Source organism: Methanobrevibacter sp., assembly GCF_045114555.1.
Classification (GTDB): domain Archaea; phylum Methanobacteriota; class Methanobacteria; order Methanobacteriales; family Methanobacteriaceae; genus Methanobrevibacter.
In genome coordinates, this window is sequence record NZ_JBGUKT010000030.1 from 35,014 (window position 1) to 57,794 (window position 22,781).

Below are 22,781 nucleotides of genomic sequence, written 5' to 3' on the forward strand. Positions count from 1 at the left end.
ATAAAAAACTAAACTCATAAACTAAACTTATAATTTAACTCATATCTAAGTGATTATTATGAAAAAAGAAATGATAAAGCTTTTACTAAGCCAAAATGTAATTTCAGAAGAAGAAGCTAAACGTTTAGACTTAATAAATGATGAAGCTATTGAAGAATCCATCAAGGAATTAGGATTCGGAAAAACTGAACACATTACAAAAGATAAAATTTGCGAAACTCTTGAAACTGAAAAAATAGGTAATGAAATCCTTTGTTTCAGAAAAGTGTTCTCCACTAATTCAATAGCTAAGTTTTTAGCTAATCATGATGCTAAAGAAGGCACTGTATTGATTTCTGAAATTCAAACAAATGCAAGAGGAAGATTAGGTAAGAAATGGGAAGCTCCAGAAGGTGGAATATGGATGTCTCTAATCTTAAGACCTCAAGTTCCTCCTGCAAGAATTGGTTTAATCACATTGGCAACAGGTGTGGCAATAGCTAAATCCATCAGGTCTTTAGGTGTTGACGCTAGAATCAAATGGCCTAATGACGTCTTGATTCACGGCAAGAAAATATCTGGAGTTCTCACTGAAGTCAATGCAACTTTCAATGAAATCGACTGGATTGTAGTGGGTATTGGAATTGACAGCAACCTCAAATTAGAGGACTTCTCTGAAGACATTAGAATAGGCACAACCACTTTAACTGAAGAATTACCTGCTAAAGTCGATGAGAACGAGCTTATTGCAATTTTCCTAAATGAATTTGAAAAGGTTTACGAATTATATAAAGATGGTGAGATTGAAACCATTCTTAAAGATTGGAGAGATCTTGCAGATACCATAGGAAAATACGTAAACATTACCCAAACCGGTGGAAAAATTACCCAAGGTTATGTTGTTGGAATCAACAATGAAGGTAGCTTAATCATTGAAAGACAAGACGGTGCACTCGAGAAAATAATCTCTGGTGAACTTAGAACCGTTGAATAAAATTAAAAAAAATTATTTCAAATTTATTTTAATTGAAATAAAACAAAAACAGTACTTTAATTAAAAATTAAAATATACATAAATAAAATGAAATTAATTTTTCATTTTATTACCTCTTTTTTTAAAAAATTAAAAATAAATATCAAAATAAAAATTAAAAGAAAATAGCTAAAAAAACTAATTCTAAAATTCACTCTTTTTAAAAAAATAGCTATTTAGTAAAAAATCAATTCTTTTGATTTTTCAACATCTTGAGATAAAACCAAGAATTCCTCAAAGGACTGATCTACTTTTTCATATAACTCATTTAAATCCATATCAATTACATCATGAGTGGATAAGTCAATACGGATTGTAGCGGATGCACCTGGCATGCCAACTGCAGGGATTGTAATGATTCCAAAGTCCTTCAATAAAACCATAGCCCATAAGAAACAGCAATCCTTTTTTGAAAGCTCTGTTTCAACATTAAGTTTATCTAATTGATCTTTTAAGGAATCTTCACTTACCATAACACCAGTTGGTGTCTTTTCAAACATTTCATACTTTTCACTGAGCAAATCAAAGAATTCCTCTTTTCTAGACATAGCTTTAACCAAGTTCTCTTCAGTGTAATTCCTAATACCATTTACCATTGCCAAAATCAATGGAGGTTGAGCTTCAAGACCAAATTGATTTGCCTTAACCTTTATTTCATCAATTAAATCCTTTCTGCCAGCCATCAATCCGCCTCTTGGGCCTGGCATTAATTTATCAGTGCTTGTAACAACCAAATCCGCTCCAAGCTCTGTTGCTTTCGCTTGATTGAAGACAGCAGTTCTAAGCCTTGCACCTGAAGCATCATCAACAAGCACTGGAATGTCCTTTTCATGAGCCATATCTATGACTTTCTTAAACAATTCTTCATCAATGACCTTATGATCCATTGTTGAACCGGTTACAACAACCAGTGAAGTGTTTTCAGGAATAGTGAACTTGTCAATGTCAATAAACTCATCATAACTTGCACCTACAATTGCACATGACCTTGGAATTGATGGATGGGCTGGAAATTCAGCTAAAAAATGACTGACATGAGAACCTTCTTCAACCAATGCCAAAATACTTGCCAAGATTCCGGAACTTGTCCTGTTAACTGCCAAGACCTTTTCCCCTCCAAGATGCTTGCGACCTATAATTTGGAGCTCATCTTCAAAAATAGCAGGACCTACATAGGTTTCCAATAGATTCAATTCCTCATCACTTGCTATAAATCCGCCGGAAAGTCCAGTGACATCATACAATGAGTCTCTTCCTTCATTTTCAATAATGGATTTAATGATCTTCAAGGAGGATTCCCTTTTCTTAACTTCATCTAATGAATTGTTTACAATCATGGTATAACCTTAAATTGATTAAAGAACATTATAATATTTTAAAATATAATTAAATATTTTTTAAAATATAATTAAAAATATTATAAAATATTATAAAATATTATTAAAATATTATTTAAAAATTATTATAAAATATAAAAATAAAATCAAACAAAAAAGTAAAAAATTTATGAAAAATAAATCTGATAAAAATAATAAAAAAGAAAAATTAGGAATAATCAAATTATTCCATATTCAATTTATAATCAGAGAAAGCCTCAACAATTACTTTTAAATCCTTTTCAGTAATATCAATTTGGCTAAAGTTTTCCTCTTCAGTATAAACATATTCAGCAAACAATACACTTCCATCAGGAGTGGTGTATATTGTGATTAAATCATCCTTCTTCTCAGGATTTTTGTTAAATAGGTTTATAGTGAAAGAACAGAATGAATCTAAAGAATCCTCATCTATTTCTCCATCATTATCAAGTTTCAATTTGAAATCGGAAAAATCATCAACGATTGATTCTAACTCTTCATTTGAAATGCCTTCTTGACTAAAGTTTTCTTCATCAGCATAAATGTATTCTGAGTATGTAATATTTCCATCAGGATTGGAGTAAATATTAATCATCTTTTCATTTTCAGAATTTTCATCAGGCACGTTTATAGTGAAAGAAATACCTAATTTATTGAAGAACTTTTCTTTTTCTTGTTCATCTTTATTACATTTTCTAAATTTACTTATTCTGGTTTTAAGTTTCTTCTGTGATGCTTCTGCAATATCCGCCATGATATCACCAAAATAATCATGATTTTTAATCAAATAATTTTATAATACTAAATTTATAATACTAAATTTTATAAATACAAATTTAACATAATTTTAACATAATTTTTTACAATAATTCTAAGATTAATTTCTAAGATTAATTTCTAAGATTAATTTAGATTATTATCATATTTAAAATCATTAGTATATAAATATTTACTACAATTCATTTCTTTTAATAAAACAGAATCAATCATAAAGACTGTTTCCTTCACTGTCCATAGCCACAATCAATGGGCCAAATGAATCTACATCCAAATCCCAAATGGCTTCAGGCATTCCAAGGTCTAGCCAATTTACTCCTTTTATTTCATTTACCTTATCAACATACAATGCTGCACAACCACCAGTCGCTACAACATAAACTGCATTATTTCTCTTGAGGGCTTCCCTTACAGAATCATCCATTCCACCTTTACCAATGATAATCTTAGCACCCATATCCAAAACATCCGCTTCATATGGATTCATTCTCATGGAAGTTGTCGGACCTACAGCAACCATTTTGTATTTAGGGCCGTTGGAATCATCTTCCTCTTGAATAATAGGTCCCGCATGGAATAAAACCGCTCCTTCAATATCCATTGGAGCCCCTTCTTCCAAGATTCTTTTATGAGCTTGATCTCTTGCAGTCAATATTTGACCGGAGATTGAAATAACATCTCCAGCTTTTAATTTGTTAATATCCTCATCAGTAATTGGGGTTTTTAATTCTATCATGAATTCACCAAATAAATTTTATAAAATTTTGAAACATTAAAAAAGGTATTTTTAAAAATTTCAAAAACAAATAGAATAAGTTTTATATAAAAAATTTCATATATTATATAATATATTATTTAATTTATTTATTTAGGTATATAAAAATAATCTAAATATTTGGATATGAAAAAAATAATCTGAATCTTTAGATATAAAAAATAATCTAAATCAAATAATTTAAATTAAATTGATTTATTTTAATTAATGAAGAGTAAGGTTGATTATTAATGTCCAGTATGAGTAATGTAGCAGGATTATCTAAATGGATTAGAACATTGCCTAATGCTAAAAGTTCAGTGCTAATGATAATTATACTAAGTTTTATAACAGGAGTTCTCCTATTTTTATTACAGCCGGTTAGTGTAGGAAACGGATTGGAAGACTTCTTCTACGGAGGGGCATTCGGTTTTGTTGTATTCGGATTGCCTGCAATCATAGTCGGATCTACAGATCAATTATGGGTGGAATCCCTTAATGGAATCAACCTTAAGGCAAAGCACTCCATGTTTTTAGCATTGGTCTCAATGTCCCTTGCAGGAATTGTAAGTATAATTGGAACAGCAGTAGGACTTATTTTCAATATGGATCTATTCTTTAACTCCATCTTATTCGGTTGTGTTATTGCATTTGGATTCAATATTCTTGTTATCTTAGCTACAACTAGAATAAAACTCTTCAATTCATTTTTAATTGCAATTATCCAGCCATTGCTTATGATTGGAATGCTCATTATCACAAGTTTCCTAAACAATATTGAAGACATATTTGCATTAGGATATATCAGTACATTCTTTAAAGTGATTATAGCAAGTGTAATCTTCCTAATTGCAATTTACGCATTCATCAGTGTTGTAGAGTCTCCGATGAAAAAGAATTTAGGATTCGGTGCAATGGAAATCCTAAGTTATTTCATCTTGCATATGAATGAGGGAACCAATACAATTGAACAATTGTTTGATAATGCTGGAGAAGCTATTGATACCCTTGTAGGTGTTGCAAGCTTTAGAAGGTTTGACGGCAGTATTAAAGCATTATTCATTAGCCCTTGTGTCCATCCAGGACCTCTCGGAGACATTGGAGGTTCCAATATGCCTACCATATTGGCAAATAGCTTTGATGCATTCACTATGGTTGCACATGGTCCATCAACCCATGACTTCAACCCGGTTTCAAGTGATGAAATCGTTAAGATAGAAGATGCAGTTAGAAAAGCTTTAGACAATATGGAATACTCTCCAAAGGCAAGTGAATTCATAAGATATTCACATGAAAAGGCAAACGTTGGAGTTCAATTCTTTAAGAATGGAACCGTTATGCTCTCAACATTTGCTCCATCTGGAAGTGATGACATAGAATATGCTGTAGGACTTGCAGCAATGATAGAAAGCCAAAAGCTGTTAGGAACAGAAAACAATATCCTAGTTGATTGCCACAATTCATTCAACGAGGAAAAAGGTGGGGTTCTACCAGGAAACCCTGAATTGTTCCAATTACTCGATACAATCAAATTAATTAATCCAAAGGACTTGGAACATGACATTAAAGTTGGCTGTTATTATACCGACCTTGGAGGATTCGATAAGCATCAAGGAATTGGTGAAAGCGGTTTGAAAACCATGGTTGTTGAAGTGAATGGACAAAGAACTGCTTATGTACTGTTCGATTCAAACAATATGGAATTAGGATATAGGGAAACCATTTTCAATGCTGTGAAAGACTTGGATATTGATGAGATTGAAGTTATGACCACAGACACACATACTGTAAATACATTATCTGCAGGATACAATCCAGTTGGAACTGTAGAGAAAGAAAAAATCATAGAGTTTGTGAAACTTTCAATCAATGAGGCAATTAAAGACCTAGAGCCTGTAGAAGCTGGAACAAATACTGAAAGAATCCTAAATCTTAAAACATTTGGTCCAAATAATTCCACTGAACTTATTTCCACAATCAGTTCCATCGTAGCAGTCAGTAAGATCATTGCTCCATTAACATTTATTGTAGCAATTATCTTTGTAATCATTTGGATATTTGTATTATAATTAAATATTATTAGAATAGTATTGACTAATAAGCAATACAATTCTCATTATATTATTGAGGTGAAAATATGATTACTTGCAATGTATGTGGACACTTGAATCCCATTGGTGCATTAATATGTGAAAACTGCGGATCTGACCTTTCTGACAGCCCAGATTTAGGTGGATTCGATGATGATGAATATTATTAAAGTTTTTTATTAAAAAAAAACTCTTTCTCTTTTTTCTTTATTTTTTTATTAAATATTATAACTAACTATTTTTCATAAAACATTTTTACAGATTGCTCTTTTTAAAAATTGATATTGAATGAAATAAAATTAAAAATGTTAAAAAATACTAAAATTATAGCTTAAATAGTTAAAAAACGTTAAAAAAATAGATATATGATTTATTTGAAAAATAGTAAAAAAATAAAAAAAGAAACTAATTATTTATAAATAATTAGTTAAAATAGTCCATAAAATGAACCAACAGAATCCGAATGGAAGGATTCCATCCCATAACCAAGTTGAAAATCCTTTAACTTCTTCACCAAACAAATTTTCACATAATTTGCCTACGAAATAAAGAATTACTAAACCTACTACAAATGCAAATACATGATTTGTGAATCCAAACATTCCAATTGTAAACGCAGTGGATATGAGAGCTGCAACTATTGCAGCAACAAGATGAATTGATACAGTTTTAACAGTGACATCCATTAATTTTTCCTCCAATAATAAAAATAAATATAAATAAATTTTGATTTTTTATTTTGATTTAAATAAAAGTTTTTTAAAGTTTTAAATATAATTAAATCATATAAAAACTATAACTATAATTATATAAGTTGATATAATATATAAAATATTGCATAAAAACAATTAAAAAATTACTAAAATCAAAGATTCTAGGAATCTTTTTAAATAAAATCTTAAAAAAAAATTTGAAAATAAGATTTAAAAATATTTTAAATAAATTTTAAAAAAAAAATTAAAAAATAATTAAATTATTAATAATTATTCAAGTGATAAAATATGAAATCAATGACAAATGTTGACATTTACACAATATGTCAAGAATTAAATGATTTACTGGTTGGAGCAAGAGTGGATAAATCATTCCAGCCTACTAAGGATACTGTGGTTATGAGATTCCATAAGGCAGGTACTGGAAGATTGGATCTAGTAATACAAGCTGGAAAAAGAATCCATTTAAGCCAATATCCTTTAACAAATCCTCAAAACCCACCAAGTTTTCCAATGCTTCTTAGAAAAATAGTGAAGGGAGCAAATGTAGTTAGCGTAGAGCAACATAATTTTGACAGGGTTATGGAAATTAAAATGAAAAAAGAGCAAACCTACACCCTTATTGTTGAACTATTTTCACAAGGAAACATAATTCTCTTGAATGAATCCAATGAAATCATATTGCCTCTAAAGAGAAAGCATTGGAGCGATAGGGACATTAGCTCCAAAAAGGAATATGTATTCCCTATTGAAAATGGAATCAATCCAATCACATTGACTATCGAAGAATTTAAAGATATTGTGACTGGTGGAGAAGATGAGGAGATAGTGAGGGTTCTTGCTACAAACGGTCTTGGTAGCCTATATGCTGAAGAGATAATGGCAAATACTGAAATAAGCAAGAAAGCGTCATGTTCATCTTTAAGTGCTGAAGAGATAAGCACCATTTTTAATGCATTGAAATCAGTTTTTGAACCTTTGGAAAAAAGGCAGTTCAATCCGATGATTGTAAACAATAAAAAAGAAGTAGAAAAATTGAAGAAGGAAAATCCTGACAAGAAATACAAATCCAAAGAGGATGTCATTTCAATTAATTTAAACCAATACGAAGGATTTGAAGTTGAAAGCTTTGAAAGCTTTAATGAGGCATGCGATGAGTTCTACTCTTCCAAAGTGAAAAATGAAATAACAGGCATTCAGGAAGCTGCATGGAATAAAAAGGTTTCCAAATTTTCCAAAAGGCTTGAAAAGCAGGAAGAGACATTGCATAACTTTGAAAATACCATTGAAGATTCCCAAAGGAAAGGGGAACTCCTCTTTACAAATTATGTTCAAGTTGATAACATTTTAAATGTAATCAAAGGTGCAAGAGAAAAGGACTATGGATGGAAGGAAATCGGAAAGACATTGAAGGACGCCAAGAAATCCGGAATGACTGATGCACAGATATTTGAATCCATGGATCCTTTAGGAAACATTACATTGAAAATAGATGATGTAAGCATTGCCCTTGACTCAAAGAAATCCATACCTGATAATGCTGAAGTATACTATGAAAAGGCAAAAAAAGCTAAGCGAAAGATTAAAGGTGCTTTGATAGCTATTGAAAACACCAAAAGACAACTTGCAGATATGGAAGCCAAAAAGGAAAAGGCCATGTCAAATATAATGGTTCCACAGAAAAGGGTCCAGAAGAATCTCAAGTGGTATGAAAAATTGAGATGGTTTGTATCAAGTGATGGAATTTTAGTGGTCTGCGGTAGAGATGCAGGTACCAATGAAGCAGTTGTAAAGAAATATTTAGAACAAAATGATATTTATTTGCATGCAGATATACATGGTGCTCCTTCAGTTGTAGCAAAAGTTCCATCCGATTCATTAAATGACAATTTGCTTAAAGAATTAGGTGAGTTTTCAGCTTCCTTTTCAAGTGCTTGGTCGAAAAACTTCACATCTCAAGACGTCTATTGGGTAGAGCCAGACCAAGTTTCAAAAACCCCAGTTTCAGGAGAGTTTGTGCCTAAGGGTGCATTTATCATTCGTGGACATAGAAACTATATTAGGGGAGCAAAACTTGAAATCTCAATTGGACTGGTAGACTATGATGGTGATAAGCGCATAATGGCAGGTCCAACTGATGCTATGAAACATCATGCAAGTAAATTTGTAACCATAAAACCAGGTTATACCAAAAAGGAAAAAATAGCAAAGGAAATATTGTCTAGAATTAATGAAGATGAGATATTAAGTTTAGATGATGTTGTAAGAGTATTGCCTAGTGGAAAATGTGATTTTGTTTAAATCCATTTTTCCATACTTTTTTTATAAAATAGAACTCTAAAAATAGCTTAAAAATAAAAATATTTAAATAAAAATATAAAAAAATATTAAAAAAAATATAAAAATAAGAATATTAAAAAAATATAAAAAAATAAGAATATTAAAAAAAATATAAAAATAAGATATAAAAATAAATCAAAAAATATTCAAACTTTTAAAAGTTTGAATTATTCTTCTTTTTCAAAATCAGGCTTGTAATATTCCAATGGATTCATGATGACAACTTCAACATTAGGATGAAGCTGATTTACGAAATTGGAAAATATAGCAGGATCCTGTTCAATTACAGGGAAAGTGTTGTAATGCATTGGAATTACAACCTTTGGAGCTAACCACATAGCTGCAAGTGCCCCTTCAAATGGACCCATGGTAAACTTATCTCCGATTGGAACCATTGCAATATCCGGCTTATAGATTTTTCCTATGACATTTTCCATATCAGAGAACAATCCAGTGTCTCCAGCATGGAAGACTTTTGTTCCATCTTCAAAAGTGAATAGGAAACTTCCAGGGTCTCCAGCAGGACGGATTTCTTCAGTGAAATCAATAGAAGAAGAGTGTTTTGCATCCAACATGGTGATTTTAATTCCTTGAATGGAAACAGAACCTCCAGTGTTCATGCTGACACAGTCAAAACCTTGTTCTCCTAAGAATAAAGAGATTTCATGGTTTGCAACAAGAGTTGCATTTGTATTGTTAGCTATTTCCATTGCATCTCCGAAATGGTCAGAATGTCCATGAGTTATGCAAATAATATTTGCTTCCAACTCCTCAACTGGAAGAGGACAAGCAGGATTATTGCTAATGAATGGATCAACCAATATCTTTACTCCCTCATCACTAATCAATTCAAATGCAGAATGACCTAACCATCTAATTTCCATAAATTTCACCTTTTTCAATTTCTTATTTCATAAAAGTTAAAAAGTAAGTTTAATAGTTTTTTTAATTATTTTTTTCAAGAAGTGCATTAATATCCAAATCATTAGCTAATTTCCAAGAAGATTCAAACAGGACCTTAATGTTTTTAACAGAATCCTCATCATCATAAACTGCACCATATTCGAAATCTTCCTCATCCAAACTATTGGATATCAATAATGCATGAGATGTATCTCCAATTAAGTTAAATGAGTCTACAGAAGCCAAAGTCTTTATTTCAACTCCTTTTTTAATAAGAGAACTTAATAATAGAACATATGAAATGTCTTCCAAATCAAATTCTTCAATTATTACCCTTGATTTGATTTTTGAAAGACTTGACAAGAACCTATCTCCCATATCCTTAATTGTTGGAGCTTCCAATAGTATCTCTTCTTTTGAATGACTTGCAACTTCTTCAAACGCCTCTTGAGAAGTTAAGATACCTTTTTCACAAATGACATAACTATTCAATAGTTTTGGAATAGGAATGGATTCCGGATTATTAGGATCTATTGTAATGGTATCTTCATGACCTCCTGCAATAGAAGAAACCGGTGCCACAGCAAGCTCTTCAGACACATCTGGAGTGTGAACTTTTGGAGCAGGCCTTGGAATTTCATCAAGATTAACTTTAGGTTTTGAAGCATCAGGAATAGAAGATTTCTTATGAGGCCTAGACAAGTTAGCATTAGTGTCCTTTTTAGAAGCTATTGGATTTGTTGAAGCAATGGATGTTGGTCTTGGCAAGTTTTCAACATCAATAGCCAAATCAGGAGTGATATATCCTAAATCATCAATGCCTTCAACACCAACTGTTAAACCATCATCAATTGTTTCATCTTCATAATCATCATAAGCGATACCATGTTCCTCTCTATAAGATTCATCTGCATAGATAGGAGTAATGAAATCCTCATCAGTGGATTCATCATATATTACATTATTATAATGAGTATTTTCAGATTGTGACAAATTGTAAACCGGTACATCTTGAGGATCTAAATCTATCTCATCAATAGGCATGATGATTTCCTCATCCATGGTTTTTGGCATTAGACTGTAGCTTTCATCAGACACTTCATTATCATAAACTGTTTCAGCATCCCCTACACTAGCTAAAGCCTTTGAAATTTCACTAGACCTTTTAGGAGCATTAGCCAAGTTAATTGTTTCTTTAGATTTTCTTTTTGGCCTTCTGGTCACTTTCATAGGTTTTTCATAATTAGGTGTGAAGTAAACTGTTTCCGAATTTGCTTCCTCTTGATCTTCCAAATAACCAAAACTTCTCTTTTCTGGCTTGTTAGACTTTCTTATGGATGGGAGTTTGAATTTAGGCTTTTCTTCATTTGCAGGTTTAGTCTTGAGAACCTGCTTGGATTGATCAACTGGTTCACTGAATCTTGATTTAGATTCTACTTGTTGGGTGCTATTTAAGTACTCATCAAGAGTCATGGAAGCAGAATCATCATGACGTTTAAGAATTGATTTGGATTTTGAATTGGAATTGGAACTACCATCCAATTTAGAATTAACTAAATCTTCAACTTCTTTAGCACTTTCCACTACACGGGACAAAGTGTCATTTTTAGATTTCTGATTCAATCTATTGCGTCTTGAATTCCTATTCAAACTTCTTGAATCCAAAATTCTTAAAACAAATGCTTGAAGTAATTTGTATAAACCGAAAACGGTAATTAAAATACCTATAATTAGAATTAAATCTATTAGACGGTAAACGATACTTCCATAAACAAGAACTAAACCAATGACTGTTAATAAAATACCAGTAAATATATCTAACGAATCTGCCACGAATACCCACCTTAAAAATATCAAGTAAATAATCAAATAAAAGTTTGGTTAATAAAGCCTATTATTAAAAAATTAACTATTATTAATATATTTATATAATATTAATCATTTATATAATTTTGTTTTTAATGAATGAAAAAAGGCCTAAAAATTAGTAAAAAAACTAAATTATAATAAAAAATCTATTAAATTGAAAAATATATGATAATTTTTTAGTCTAAAATGAATAAAAACAAAATACCATAAAATTTGAAAGAATAAAGAATTTTAATGAAATATTTTATCAGCATAATTTGATGAGAAATTTCAAGAATTCAAAATTCATTAATCTAAAAATTTAATGTGAAAAATGGAATTATAATTAAAAAATCAAAATGATTTTAATATTCAAAAAGAATAAAAAATTAAAAAATAATGTTAAATTTAAATTTAACAATTAAATTACACTTTATTTAGAATATTAACCTCAAATTATTACTTAAATTAGAAAAAAAGATAATATTTAAATAATGAACAATGAAAAAATTAGAAACAATGAGGTGAAATTATGATTTTTGAAAAAGAAAAAAATGAAAATGAGATTTTATACATGAAAGAAAATATGAAAAACAAGCTTAAAGCTATTTCAAATGATAATTCTGGCCAAGGAGCTGCAGAATATATCTTATTATTTGGAGGAGTGATAGTGATAGCTTTAGCAGGATTGTTGATTTACAGGTCTTACTTTAGCAATAATGCAAGTGGATTGAATGCAACCCAAGACATAAGTTCCATCAGAAATAATGTAACTAGCATTTATTAATAGATAAAAAATCGCAAAAAAGTATCTGAATGGTAAATCATATGAAAGAACTAAAATACCTTAAATGGGACAATCAAGGACAAACAAGTGTTGAAGTAATATTATTGATAGGTTCCATTTTAGTGATTTCAATCATTTGCGGAACTTACATCTATAAGATTAATTTGGAAATCAATGCCCAGTTCAATCAAACACTTTCTAAAGGAAGACTTTTTTTATTTAATAAATTAAACTAAATAAAATTCCTGGTAAAAATCCTAAAAATTAATCTCATGCCAAGTAAAAATAGCTAAAAGTTAAAGAGTAGCTAAATAACTTAAATGACTAAAAAAGTAAAAAAAAGTAAAAATAATAAATCTTTCTAACTAAATAGAAAACCCCCGCAAACTAATTGTTAAATGGAGATTTATTATTTTATAAATATGAATACTAAAAATAAAAATTAAAAATTAAAAAAAATTGATTAAATTAAAAAATCTAAATTTTGAATAAAATGATTTTTTAAATCTAATCAAGTAATCTTTCTAAAGCTGCTTTCCAAGAAGCTGAAGAAACATTAGTTAATTTCATATCAGTTCTTTGAACAACAATTCTTTCTTGAGGACATACTTTAGTACATGCACCACATAAAACGCAGTATTCCTGATTGAATTTAGCTACATTGTCTTCAAGTACAACTGCATTACATGCACAAAGGTCTACACAGGATCCACAACCTACACATTCTTCATCAGTAGTTGTTATTTCCCCATCAAATGGTTTAGTGACTTCTGCTGCATCTACAGGACAGATTTCCTTACACCATCCACAGTTAATACAATCGGATCCAATAAATATGTCACCAGTGATTTGAGGTTTTTCAATTTCATCACTGTGCATACAAGTGACACATACAGTTCTGATCGCTTCTTGAGGGCATACTCTCTTACATACTCCGCAGTAAACACATTTATCCTCATCCACTTCAATGGAACAAGCATCAGCAGCATTTACAACAGTGATTGCATCCGCAGGACATAATTCTGCACAAGCACTACAGTAGATACACTCTTCATCATTAATTGAAATTTCACCTTTTAGCAAGTCATTTCTATCAGGCAATTCTCTTTTAAACAAAATTGCATCTTGAGGACATGCTACAGTACATCTTCCACAGAATTCACATGCTTCATCATCAATTGCAGATTCATGAGTCCAAGTTGGGTAATTAGCCAAGTCTTTGGAACTTGAACCGTCAATTTCAAAGTCCAATGCGCCAAATGGACAAGCAGATGCACATAAACCACAGATTACACAAGTATCCTCATCAATTGCAAGCTTGTTTCCTTCCACTTGACCTCTTGCAATACCTAAAACATCCCCTAAAGCCAAGGAGCTGGTTGGACAAGAGTCAGCACATATTCCACATGCTAAACATACATTATTATCATAAGATAATTTTCTAGATTCGCTTCCATCTCTTTGAATAAAAATCATAACAATCCCACACTTAAATAAATATCTAATTGTTATATAATATAAATTATACTAAAAAATTTTGATATATTTAATAACATATATGTCGACATGAATATATAAACATAACGATTTAATTTTAAGGTCTTCTTAAAAATTTTTGAAATTTCTCTTAATTTTTTAAAAATATTCGATTAAAACAATTTAAATAAATAAATAAAAATAAATAATAGGTTAAATTAAAAATAAAAGCCAAAACTCGAAAAAATTAGTAATAAAAAATAGCTTACTTAACCCATAAAAGTAATAAAAAACTAAAAAATAAAAGATATTGAAAAATAAAAGAAATAAAAAATGTTTAGTAATAAAAAAATAGAATTTTTAAATTAATTCCCCTTTTTGATTAATTTTTCCCTGACGTATACGAGTGGAAGAAATAGGTATTCCATCATCTGCCAAAACAAAGCTTACGACAACAATATCAAGAGGCTTCATACCTTTACTAACTCTGATTTCATTGATTTTTACTGCATTAGGCTCTGTTTCTTCACTGACAACAATGGCATCGTAATCTTCATCATGAATGGTTGGCCCATAGGGATCATCCAAACGGGAAATGTGGAAATTTTTATATTTTGTACCTAAAAATTTGTTTAAATTGGCCATACGGACATCACAAGAGTCTACATCCCCCTCCTTTTTACATGCAAAAACATTGGAAGTGACACCTATCTCAACATTTTCACCAATTTCAAAAGCCTTGGCAATCAAGCTCCTATGGCCATAATGAAATTTATCAAATGTTCCTCCGACAGCTACTCGTTTATATTTTGCCATAATAATCAACAAATATTCGTTAAAAACAGTTTTAATAAAAAAATCAATTAATCTACAATTTAAATTTAAATTTAAAGTTATATAAACTTAATGAAAATAATTTAAAAATCTAAAGAATAACCACATATGAACAATATTAAAAATAAATTAAGATAAATAAAAATAGAATTAAAAAAAACTAAAATAAATAAAAATAGAATTAAAAAATATTTAAAAAAAATAAAATTATAGAATAAAACTTTAAAAGAATTATTCTATTTTCCAATCAAATAATCAATCTAGAATGGTATGAGAGCATAGTTCTTAGGTTCACTATAAGATTTGGTATTCCAATTCTTAATGTTACCTAATTCATTTCTGCGACTTGTTGCATCCGCTGTATACCATGTTTGGGATATTGGATCATAAACTTGAGCCCATACATGCCCTGTATTTAATCCACTAGCGAAGTGACAGTTCTTTGCATGGGAATATCTTGCATAAATACCTACAGAACGGCACATTGCTACAATCAAGTTAGCCTTATCACAACAGTTACCGCTTTTGGAACTTAAAGTACCTTTTGCTCCTTTTAAGGAATTTGTATAGAAACTGTATTTAATATCATCCCTTACAAATTCAAAGATAGCATTCGCTTTAGCCTTTGGACTAGATAAACCAGCAGTTAATTCTTTAGCTTTCTTTTTAATAGCATCATTAAGTGCTGACTTACCTCCTGTTTTCAAGTATTTTGCAAATGCGTCTGAATCAAATATCTGTCTGTAGTTCAGGATTTTACCACTTTGACTAAGTGCAATGGAGTATCCTCCTCTAACAGTGCTTGTTTTAACGGTAACAGAAGAAGGTAATTTTTTATAATTGCTATAATAATTCAATGCAGAAGTAAACGCATAAATATAAAGGTTTGCTTCCATTTTACCTAAATTAGTAGGCAGGCTATTCGGAATACTATTATTTGATTTAACATAAGCTGTTAAATTCTTCGCTAATTTAAGGTATTCCTCTTTAGGTAACTTACCACTAATTTTACTTCCAGAGGAATTATAATTATTTGATAGATCCTTAATTATTACATTTGCTTTTGAACCGCCATTAATGTTGGTTAATGCACCAGCCATAAGATATGCAAATTCATCCACAGTGTATTTTCTACCATCAATGTTGACACTATAAGCATTATTTAGAATATTGATGTATTCTACACGGACTTTCAAATCCTTAGCTGCAGTAATAATCTTGGAAATGCTAATTGAAGGATCAACTATTTTAATGGTTTTACTCAATTTGGATGAATTATAATACTTATTTCCAGCATAACTAACTTCAATGGAATAAGATCCTTTTTTAAAGTTCATTGGTAAACTAACTTTACCTTTTGAATTAGTAGTTTTATTATAAGTTTTATTATTAAACTTAATAACCACTTTTTTATTAGCTAAAACTTTACCTGCAGAATTCTTTAAGGTAACAACATAATCAAATCCTTTACCTACAGAACTGCCAGAATCTTTTAATGAAGTTTTGGCCTTGGTAACTATTATTTTTGGATTTGCAGAGGATTTTACAAATTTGTCACTGCCTGCAAATTTAATTTTCATATTTACGGTCCCAAGATAATTCATAGGGATGCTAATTTGACCTTTTGAATTAGTTTTCTTAGTATACACTTTATTCTTATTGGTTATATTCACTTTAACAGTTTGGTTTGCAACATACCAATTATTGCATTGTTTCCTTAAGGTAACAACAAAATTTTGGTTATATTGTAAATTCTTAGTTGAATATACAAATTTTGTTTTACAATCTATAGGTTTTATAGTGCCACTAGTGTTGGATTTATATAAATTCTTGTTTCCATCATACTTAATGACAATACGATAACTATGCTTAGGGTTTAACCAAATTTTAGCTTGACCTTTAGAATTAGTGTATTTAACATAAGTTTTTTTCAAATAAGGGACTATAAATCTAACTTTTTTATCACTTAAAGTTTTATTACTCCTTGTATTTTTTAAAGTCACAATTACAGCAGTGGATCTAGGTACAGTTTTATTTGAAATCTTTAGACTAGTTCCACTTTTTAAAACTTTAAATGTGAAATTTAATTTTGATGACTTAAATGAATCATCTCCATTAAAGCTAGCATAGGATTTGAAAGAGCCAACATCATAGAAAGTGTATTTTACTTTCCCATTTGAGTCTGTTGTCTTAGTAAAAACTTTTCCCTTGCTAGGTACTTTAAGTGAAATCTTCTTACCCTTTAAGGGTTTACCATTATTATCTTTTAATGTAATGGTAATGATATTTCCAGAATATATCTTAGTGCCGGATACCTTTAAGCTAGTGGTACTTTTAGTAGTTGGGCTACTGCTAGCATTTTTGCTATTTTGAGTATCCTCAAAAATAGCTTCATGGCTATTATCCCCAGTACTTGGATTTACACTGGAATCTGCTTCATTAGATAATTGATTTGCATCATAATTACCAATTGACTCTTCAGATTCTGAATCAATAGAATCACTTAGAAGATTATTGTTATCTGGATTATTCGACATATCGACGGCATCACTAGCGGATACTCCACCTATTGCAATGAAGAATAAGCAGAATATTGCCAAAAGCAATGCTCTTTTCTCTAACGAAATTTTTTCACCTCAATACACTAAAAAAATACAAATTTAAAAGTTTAAAAAATACTCTTAAAATCAAAATATCTTTAAAATTATTTTTTATTTTACTAATGCAATAAAAAATATGAGTTCCTTAATAAAAATCTAAAAAATTCAATATTTTAGAAATTTCTAAAATATAAAAATCTTATTAAAAAATCTTTATTATATGAAATAAAAACTCATAGTATTTTATTGAAAATTTATTCAATGAAATACTAAAAATAAAGATAATTCAACTAATTTTAGATAATATTTTTTTAATGTTATGTATAATTAAGGTATAATACCTTATAAATCTTTCCCATAAAAATTTTAAAAAATAAGGATTTTTTAATCTTTAAATCATTTATACTTTACTGAATAGCATTATTTTTCTCTTAAAAGATATTACACACAGATAATAAAGTTTTTAAAGTAAAATTAATTGAAAGAGTTGAAAATAAAGATTCTCAACAAATAACAATAAAAACTGCCTAATAATTCTAATTTAGATAAATAAATGGCTAAAATTAATTATTTTATTAAAATTTAATAGGATAATAATTGAATAATTAAAATATAAACAAATATTTATTATTTAACTTTAAAAAGAACAATTATTATACTTAAAAAGTAAATTAATCCAAATATTATAAACTTATAATAAAAATCAATTAAAATCATTTAAATAATGAAAAAAACTAATAATATTAATCCTTTATATTATTTATACTCAATTTATTTGAGTTTATTTGAAAAATAAACCTTATTTAACGAAAAAAAGAAAAATAATTGAAATAATTAATAATTAAGTAAAAAAGTTGAAATTTTCAAGAAAAATTTTAAAAATAAAAAAGAAAATGTGAAAAATTTTTAATCCATTATTATGCACCATCATTATGCAAAGATTAAAAGATTTTTAATCACTCATCAAGCTGTTGATCATGGTCATATTCCAAACCGAATGGACATGCATGTGCAGTTACTCCATGAATAACATCAACCTCATCAATAATCTTATTTTGAACTAGATGAACAACCTTATGAGACTCATCCAAGCTCATTTCGGGAGGAAGTTCAATGTGCAAAGTAACTGTGGCATAAGATCCCAAATAGTTCACCCTTACATCATGAGTGCCGCAAACCTTGTCAACAGAATTTGAAACATCTATAATCTTATCAACCAATTCAGGAGATGGAACCTTTCCCATAATATTGTCTAAATTTTCACGGGCAACATCAAATGCTGTTTTAACAATCAATAAACCGATTATCAATGCAATCAATGGGTCCAAACGAGGGTAACCGTATTGCGCAATCAGAATACCAAACAATATTGCAAGTGAAGATAGAATATCAACTCTTTGATGCTTTCCATCAGCAACAATAGCTGGGCTGTTTGCCCTTTCACCTAAGTTTATAATATACTGGCTCATTGCAAAGTTAACGAAAACACCAATAATTGCCATAACAATAGCTATAGGTTCTGGAATAGCAGGTGTGCCTCCAAAGAACAATCTTTCAATAGCTCCTGTAATGATTTCATAAGCAATAATTGCTAAAAACACCACAATCACTAAACCTGCAATGGCTTCAGCTCTTCCATGACCTAATGGGTGCTCCTCATCTGCCGGCTTGCTGCCTATCCTAAATCCGACATAAGCTATAACTGAAGTCACTATATCAGAGATTGTATGAGCCCCTTCAGATATGAGCGCATAACTTCCAGCCATTATCCCTACAGCAATGTTGAAAACAGTTAGAAAAATGTTTCCTGCAATCGCTACAGTAGCAGCTCGTTTTCCTAATCTTTCCCTATCTTCCTTTTTCATATTATCATGCGTTAAATAATTGGTTTTTGACGTATAATTGATTATTCATAAAAATAATACTAATCTTTTAAAAAATACAACATCAGTAATACAAAAATAAATATTCTTATTACTATATACTATTCTGTCAGTTTTAATATATATTTTTTATTAAAAAAAGTAAAAAGAATGAAAAAATTAAAGATTTTGATTATAGAATCCTTAAAATAAACTAAGCCATTAAAAAATTTAATAATCCAAATCCTTTAGGATATCCATTGCCTTTTCAATGTTTTCATATGAGTTAGCATAGGACATTCTAACATGCTCTTGCCCTAAGCTTCCAAATGGAGATCCTGGAACTGAAATTACCCCTGCTTCTGCAGCCGCCTTAACGAATTCCATAGGCCTATCAACTTTAGGGAAAACATAAAATGCACCTTTGCAGTCTACAGTTTCATATCCCATATCGTTTAAGCTTGAAACTATTAAATCTCTTCTTCTAGAGAATTCCGCCACCATTTTTTTAACTGAATCCTGTGGGCCTGTAAGAGCTTCAATAGCTCCAACTTGAGAAACAGAAGGTGCATTTGCAGTACAGTACTGGTGCACTTTAAGCAAATTCTCAGTCACATCATCATTTGCAACCATATACCCAACTCTTAGGCCAGTCATAGCATAAGTTTTTGAAAAACCGTTGATTGTAACTACATTGTCACAGTACTCAGCAGGAGAGTGGTTTTTAGTTCCATAGGTAATCTTCTCATAGATTTCATCTGAAATGATATAGAAATCATGATCTGTTGCCAAGTCAGCAATTCCCTTGATATCCTCCTTATCCATCACTGCACCAGTTGGATTTGAAGGGGAGTTAATAATCAAACCTTTGGTGTTCTTGTCAATCCTTTCCTGAACATCTTCCACTTTCATCTTAAACTCGTTTTCCATAGGGGTGGTAACTTCAACAACATTGGCTTCAGCTAATTGCACACAGGTGTAATATGATAAAAATCCTGGATTTGGAACAAGCACATTGTCTCCTTTTTCAAACAAAGCTTGTGCAGCAGCGTATAAGGATTCACTTGCACCACAAGTGACTATGACGTTTTCGGCATCAGTCTTTATATTGTTATCTTTAGCAAGCTTTTCTACAATAGCTTCCCTAAGTTCAATCAAGCCCTTATTGGAAGTGTACTTAGTGTATCCTTCATCAATAGCTACTTTCATTGCATCCTTGATATTTTGAGGAACATCAAAGTCAGGTTCCCCAATTCCTAAATTGACTGCATCAGGATTAGTGACTTCAAACATTTTTCTAATTAGAGACAATTCTATAGTTTCAACTCTTTTTGCAGAATTTAACATAATAACACCTTTTAAAATAAAAATAATTGATAATAAGCAATATAAAATAATTTTTGAATCAAATATTGAATTGTTATGAAATAAACAATTGAAAAATAAATTCTATAATTACATTAACTATAAATTCTATATTTACATTATTATATTGGAATTAATATTTTATATATTTAATTTACTTAAATTTAATTGCAAGCTCCACAATTGTAGCATGGGCCATCTTCACACCATGGAGTTTGCTCACTTGTCTTTATCTTTTCATATTCTGATTTTAGAAACTCCTTGCTTACACTTACATCTATTGAATCCCATGGCAATTCATCATCCAAATCATAACTTGGAGCATTTTGAGCCCACTCACGAATACTTATCTTCTCATTTAAGGACCTTTCAATCAGGTTTCCAATATCCTTGTCTCCACAGGATAGAACATATTGTATGAGTCCCATCTTAGCACTGTCAAACTTAATGTCCAATCCCTTTAGATTCTTTTTGAGATACTTTATCTTTGACTTGATTTCCTTCATGTCATAACTTTCCCATTGAAGAGGGGTATGTGGCTTTGGAATGACAGGATTGACACTGAAGCTGATTGAAACTTTAGGTTTTCTTCTAGACTTGATTCTTTTATCATTTTTCTTGGATTTTTTGGATTTTGATTCGCTTGAAAGACTATCATTTTCTGATAATGAATTAGACATTGATTTAATTGAATTATCGTTTAATTTAATTGAAGATACTGAATTTGAATCAATTTCATACTTCATAGAATCAATTTGCTTCATCATGTTTGCAAGTTCTTTAATATCATCTTCGGACTCATAGGGCAAACCGATTAAAAAATATAATTTAATATTAAAACCTAGTTCAACAGCATCACTTATTACCCTAAGTACTTCCTCATCCTTGATGTCCTTATTGATTCTGCGCCTTAGGGAATAAATTGATTCAGGAGCTATTGTCAATGTCTTCAATCCGCTTGACTTAAGGGCAGTCAAGGTTTCCCTTGTAATTGATTCAATTCTCATGGAGGGGGTTGATACCTGAAAGCCCCTTTCCTCCAATCCTTCTGTCAATTCATTTATTCTGGAGTAATCAGATACAGCTGCACCAATCAATGATATCTTATTCAATCCGGTATTTTCTCTAGCTTCTTCAGCAATTGAAAAAAGATCATTCAAATCAGTTTCCCTAAGAGGCCTGTATAAATAGCTGGACATGCAGAATCTGCATCCCCTTGTACATGCCCTTGAAACATTCAATAGAATGGAATTTGAAAATGCCGGAATGAAATCCTTATCATCGGTTTCTGTAACGATTGGACAAGTTAAATGATATATGCTTTCCATATTCTCTGATAGCACTATATTTGTTTGATTGTTGAATTCAGGAATGTATAAACCTTCAATGTCTAAAAAGGGAGACAAATCAATTTTTTCATAATCTATGAATTCATCATTTTTATTGATTTTATTGCTTATATTGGTTCTATTGCTCCAATTACTTTTATTGCTTTTATCCTTTTTACTCTTTTTAGACAGGTTCAATGAGGAATACAAATCCAAAAAGTCGTACAGAACAGCTTCAGCCTCTCCAACAACAAAAATATCAATAAAGTCAGATAATGGCAATGGGTTAGCACTAGCGCAAGGACCACCAGCAATGATTAAAGGATCATCAGATGTCCTGTCTTCCCTTCTGAGTGGAATACCCGCTTCCCTCAAGATTTCCAATACATGGAAATAGTCCTGTTCATATTGAAGGGAAAATGAGACAATGTCAAAGTCAGCCAATGGACTGTTTGTCTCCAAACTTCTTGTAGAAGGATAGATTATTCTTTCAGAGTATGTATCCTCCCTTTCATTGATATAATTATAAATAATCTGATAGCCTAAGGAACTCATTGCAGTTTTATAGACGTTGGGATAGACTAACCCAAAACGTATATCTGCCCTAAGTGGATTTTTTATAATTATATTTCTTTCTTTAAACATGCTTTAATCCTTGTAAAATACTTGTTTTTATTAAAATCAATATAAAGTTTGTTTATACAAATATAATAAATTTTACTATGGCTTTGAAC

At 30.3% G+C, this 22,781-nt stretch carries 18 protein-coding genes; 6 read left to right on the plus strand and 12 right to left on the minus strand.

Translation table 11 applies throughout. From position 1 onward, the window contains the following. Positions 1-58: 58 nt before the first annotated feature. Positions 59-973, plus strand: coding sequence for a biotin--[acetyl-CoA-carboxylase] ligase (locus ACJMLB_RS07230; RefSeq protein ID WP_405324823.1), 915 nt, complete (start codon positions 59-61; stop codon positions 971-973). A 215-nt stretch (positions 974-1,188) separates the two neighbouring features. Here ACJMLB_RS07230 and ACJMLB_RS07235 read toward each other — a convergent pair whose 3' ends face one another. The 3 genes from ACJMLB_RS07235 to ACJMLB_RS07245 form a co-directional block, all read right to left on the minus strand. Then, a complete protein-coding gene (locus ACJMLB_RS07235) occupies positions 1,189-2,349 on the minus strand; it encodes a TIGR03576 family pyridoxal phosphate-dependent enzyme (RefSeq protein ID WP_405324825.1) in 1,161 nt (386 codons plus the stop codon). A gap of 223 nt (positions 2,350-2,572) precedes the next feature. Then, positions 2,573-3,124, minus strand: a complete 552-nt coding sequence (locus ACJMLB_RS07240; protein WP_405324827.1) for a hypothetical protein — start codon at positions 3,122-3,124, stop codon at positions 2,573-2,575. Positions 3,125-3,352: 228 nt separating this feature from the next. After that, complete coding sequence (locus tag ACJMLB_RS07245; RefSeq protein WP_295604780.1) at positions 3,353-3,883, minus strand: FumA C-terminus/TtdB family hydratase beta subunit; 531 nt, start codon at positions 3,881-3,883, stop codon at positions 3,353-3,355. Between the two features lie 269 nt (positions 3,884-4,152). Between ACJMLB_RS07245 and ACJMLB_RS07250 the strand changes: the two genes are divergently transcribed. Together ACJMLB_RS07250 and ACJMLB_RS07255 are read left to right on the plus strand one after the other, a co-directional pair. Continuing rightward, a complete protein-coding gene (locus tag ACJMLB_RS07250) occupies positions 4,153-5,970 on the plus strand; it encodes a DUF2070 family protein (RefSeq protein WP_405324829.1) in 1,818 nt (605 codons plus the stop codon). A 68-nt stretch (positions 5,971-6,038) separates the two neighbouring features. Beyond that, entirely contained in the window at positions 6,039-6,161 is a 123-nt protein-coding gene (locus ACJMLB_RS07255; RefSeq protein WP_296855531.1) for a hypothetical protein, read from the plus strand. A gap of 243 nt (positions 6,162-6,404) precedes the next feature. Here ACJMLB_RS07255 and ACJMLB_RS07260 read toward each other — a convergent pair whose 3' ends face one another. Continuing rightward, the gene (locus ACJMLB_RS07260; RefSeq protein WP_296870252.1) at positions 6,405-6,677 is read right to left on the minus strand and encodes a hypothetical protein; all 273 of its coding nucleotides are present in this window, start codon (positions 6,675-6,677) and stop codon (positions 6,405-6,407) included. Between the two features lie 315 nt (positions 6,678-6,992). On the opposite strand from ACJMLB_RS07260, the gene rqcH reads away from it, so the two are divergent. After that, a complete protein-coding gene (gene rqcH, locus ACJMLB_RS07265; protein WP_405324832.1) occupies positions 6,993-9,005 on the plus strand; it encodes a ribosome rescue protein RqcH in 2,013 nt (670 codons plus the stop codon). 206 nt (positions 9,006-9,211) lie between these two features. Here the strand turns inward: rqcH and ACJMLB_RS07270 are convergent, their stop codons facing one another. Continuing rightward, a complete protein-coding gene (locus ACJMLB_RS07270) occupies positions 9,212-9,928 on the minus strand; it encodes a metal-dependent hydrolase (RefSeq protein WP_405324834.1) in 717 nt (238 codons plus the stop codon). Positions 9,929-9,989: 61 nt separating this feature from the next. Beyond that, the gene (locus ACJMLB_RS07275; RefSeq protein WP_405324836.1) at positions 9,990-11,780 is read right to left on the minus strand and encodes a hypothetical protein; all 1,791 of its coding nucleotides are present in this window, start codon (positions 11,778-11,780) and stop codon (positions 9,990-9,992) included. A 601-nt stretch (positions 11,781-12,381) separates the two neighbouring features. On the opposite strand from ACJMLB_RS07275, the gene ACJMLB_RS07280 reads away from it, so the two are divergent. Beyond that, positions 12,382-12,582, plus strand: a complete 201-nt coding sequence (locus tag ACJMLB_RS07280) for a class III signal peptide-containing protein (protein ID WP_405324954.1) — start codon at positions 12,382-12,384, stop codon at positions 12,580-12,582. 41 nt (positions 12,583-12,623) lie between these two features. Continuing rightward, positions 12,624-12,818 carry a class III signal peptide-containing protein gene (locus tag ACJMLB_RS07285; RefSeq protein WP_405324838.1) on the plus strand — a complete coding sequence of 65 codons (195 nt, stop codon included), beginning with the start codon at positions 12,624-12,626 and terminating at the stop codon, positions 12,816-12,818. 271 nt (positions 12,819-13,089) lie between these two features. Here the strand turns inward: ACJMLB_RS07285 and fwdF are convergent, their stop codons facing one another. The 6 genes from fwdF to ACJMLB_RS07315 form a co-directional block, all read right to left on the minus strand. Then, positions 13,090-14,058 carry a tungsten-dependent formylmethanofuran dehydrogenase subunit FwdF gene (gene fwdF, locus ACJMLB_RS07290; RefSeq protein ID WP_405324840.1) on the minus strand — a complete coding sequence of 323 codons (969 nt, stop codon included), beginning with the start codon at positions 14,056-14,058 and terminating at the stop codon, positions 13,090-13,092. A gap of 360 nt (positions 14,059-14,418) precedes the next feature. After that, positions 14,419-14,874, minus strand: a complete 456-nt coding sequence (locus ACJMLB_RS07295; RefSeq protein WP_394350198.1) for a phosphopantetheine adenylyltransferase — start codon at positions 14,872-14,874, stop codon at positions 14,419-14,421. Positions 14,875-15,152: 278 nt separating this feature from the next. Continuing rightward, a complete protein-coding gene (locus tag ACJMLB_RS07300; protein WP_405324843.1) occupies positions 15,153-17,492 on the minus strand; it encodes a transglutaminase domain-containing protein in 2,340 nt (779 codons plus the stop codon). Between the two features lie 956 nt (positions 17,493-18,448). Next, entirely contained in the window at positions 18,449-19,357 is a 909-nt protein-coding gene (locus ACJMLB_RS07305; protein WP_405324845.1) for a cation diffusion facilitator family transporter, read from the minus strand. A gap of 228 nt (positions 19,358-19,585) precedes the next feature. Beyond that, a complete protein-coding gene (locus ACJMLB_RS07310) occupies positions 19,586-20,701 on the minus strand; it encodes a pyridoxal phosphate-dependent aminotransferase (RefSeq protein WP_295604800.1) in 1,116 nt (371 codons plus the stop codon). Between the two features lie 182 nt (positions 20,702-20,883). Then, the gene (locus ACJMLB_RS07315) at positions 20,884-22,692 is read right to left on the minus strand and encodes a radical SAM protein (protein WP_405324847.1); all 1,809 of its coding nucleotides are present in this window, start codon (positions 22,690-22,692) and stop codon (positions 20,884-20,886) included. Between the last annotated feature and the right edge of the window lie 89 nt (positions 22,693-22,781).